Raw genomic sequence first — 2,017 nt, forward strand, 5'->3', positions numbered from 1 at the left:
AGTCCCGAAGCAAGAATCTCAAGAGGAGAAGCTCCACCATGGCTGTGCCCAAGCGGAGAATGTCGCGGTCGAACACCCGTAGCCGGCGCGCGCAGTGGAAGGCCGAGGCCACCGGCCTGGTCAACGTCAACGTCGCAGGTCAGCAGCACAAGGTGCCGCGTCGCCTGCTCAAGGCCGCTCGCCTCGGCCTGATCGACCTCGACCGCCGCTGACCCGTCTGGTCGCCCCTTGGGCGGCGCGCCTCTCAGGCCAGTCTCAGACACTGGGTTGAAACTGTGGCTGTGCGCATACTCGTGGTTGACGACGATCGCGCTGTGCGCGAATCCCTGCGCCGGTCCCTCGCGTTCAACGGATACACGGTCGATCTGGCTCAGGATGGCCTCGAAGCGCTGGATCTGATCGCCAGCGACAGGCCCGACGCCCTCGTGCTCGACGTGATGATGCCGAGGCTCGACGGGCTCGAGGTGTGCCGTCAGCTCCGCAGTACGGGTGACGACCTGCCCATCCTCGTCCTCACCGCCCGAGACTCCGTCTCCGAGCGGGTCGCGGGTCTCGACGCGGGCGCCGACGACTACCTTCCCAAGCCGTTCGCTCTCGAAGAGCTGCTGGCGCGAATGCGTGCCCTGTTACGGCGGCGCGTCCTGCCCGACGACCGCGATTCGGCGACCATGACGTTCTCCGACCTCAGCCTCGACCCGGTCACGCGGGAAGTCACCCGGGGTGAACGCCAGATCAGCCTGACTCGAACCGAGTTCGCCCTGCTGGAAATGTTGATCGCCAACCCGCGCCGCGTGCTCACCCGCAGCCGCATCCTCGAAGAGGTGTGGGGATTCGACTTCCCGACGTCCGGCAATGCCCTCGAGGTCTACGTCGGTTATCTGCGCCGCAAGACTGAAGCGGAAGGGGAGCAACGGCTCATCCACACCGTGCGCGGCGTCGGCTACGTGCTGCGCGAGACCCCGCCCTGATGGGTTCGGTCCGGTCGCCGTTCTGGTGGCGTTCCCGCGAGCGGCGTTCGACCGACGTTCGTACTCTCGGCACGCACGATGCCAGCTCGGTGTCGCTGCGCTGGCGGGTGATGCTGCTCGCGATGTCGATGGTGGCGATGGTCGTCATCCTGATGGCTCTCGCCGTGTACGCGGTGGTGTCCCGAGCCCTCTACGACGACATCGACAACCAGCTGGAGATCCGTGCGCGGCTGCTCATCGAGAGCGGTCTGCTGGCCGTCGACCCCGGCAAGGCGATCGAGGGCACGGCGTACTCCGACGTCAACGCAATGTTCGTCATGCCGGGCCGGTCCATCTACACGGCCAACCAGGAGGGGCAGACGCTGCCGCTCGGCGCGCCGGAGAAGGACGTCATCCAGGGAGCGCTTCGAATGTCGTTGCGCACCGTCAACTTTCAGCGCGTGCTGGCGGTTCACCTGCCCAGTGGCGATTCGTTGTTGATATCAAAGAGCCTCGACCCGACCGGCAAGGTGATCAAACGGCTGGGCACCATCCTGCTGATCGTCGGCGGTCTCGGAATGGCCGTCGCCGCCATCGCGGGCGGCACCGTCGCCCGGACGGGGCTGCGACCCGTGGCGCGGCTGACCGACGCCGCGGAGCGCGTCGCCAGGACCGACGACCTGCGACCGATACCCGTGCACGGCAACGACGAACTCGCCCGACTCACCGAGGCGTTCAACATGATGCTGCGGGCTCTGACCGAGTCGCGGGAACGTCAGACCCGGCTCGTCACCGATGCGGGCCACGAACTGCGCACGCCGTTGACCTCGTTGCGCACCAATGTCGAACTGCTGATGGCGTCGATGGCGCCAGGTGCGCCAAGCATCCCCGACGAGGAGATGGCCGGACTGCGCACCGACGTGATCGCACAGATCGAGGAACTGTCCACACTGGTGGGTGATCTGGTGGACCTCACCAGGGACGACGCCGGTGTCACGATTCACGAACCCGTCGACCTGTCCGACGTCGTCGACCGCAGTCTCGAACGAGTTCGCAGGCGCCGCAACGAC

Annotated in this window: 3 protein-coding genes; all 3 read left to right on the forward strand. The window is 66.6% G+C overall.

What is annotated here, in order from left to right; all coding sequences use genetic code 11:
- Nucleotides 1-38: 38 nt before the first annotated feature.
- Nucleotides 39-212 carry a 50S ribosomal protein L32 gene (rpmF, locus tag VET27_RS16045; RefSeq protein ID WP_526403697.1) on the forward strand — a complete coding sequence of 58 codons (174 nt, stop codon included), beginning with the start codon at nucleotides 39-41 and terminating at the stop codon, nucleotides 210-212.
- Nucleotides 213-281: 69 nt separating this feature from the next.
- Nucleotides 282-968: a response regulator transcription factor gene (locus VET27_RS16050; RefSeq protein ID WP_526519835.1), complete on the forward strand. Its 687-nt coding sequence runs from the start codon at nucleotides 282-284 to the stop codon at nucleotides 966-968.
- The coding region (locus VET27_RS16055) for a HAMP domain-containing protein (protein ID WP_526519837.1) at nucleotides 968-2,017 on the forward strand (1,050 nt) is incomplete at its 3' end. The genes VET27_RS16050 and VET27_RS16055, both read left to right, overlap by 1 nt.

The sequence above is a fragment of the Mycobacterium sp. genome, assembly GCF_035633495.1.
Lineage (GTDB): Bacteria > Actinomycetota > Actinomycetes > Mycobacteriales > Mycobacteriaceae > Mycobacterium.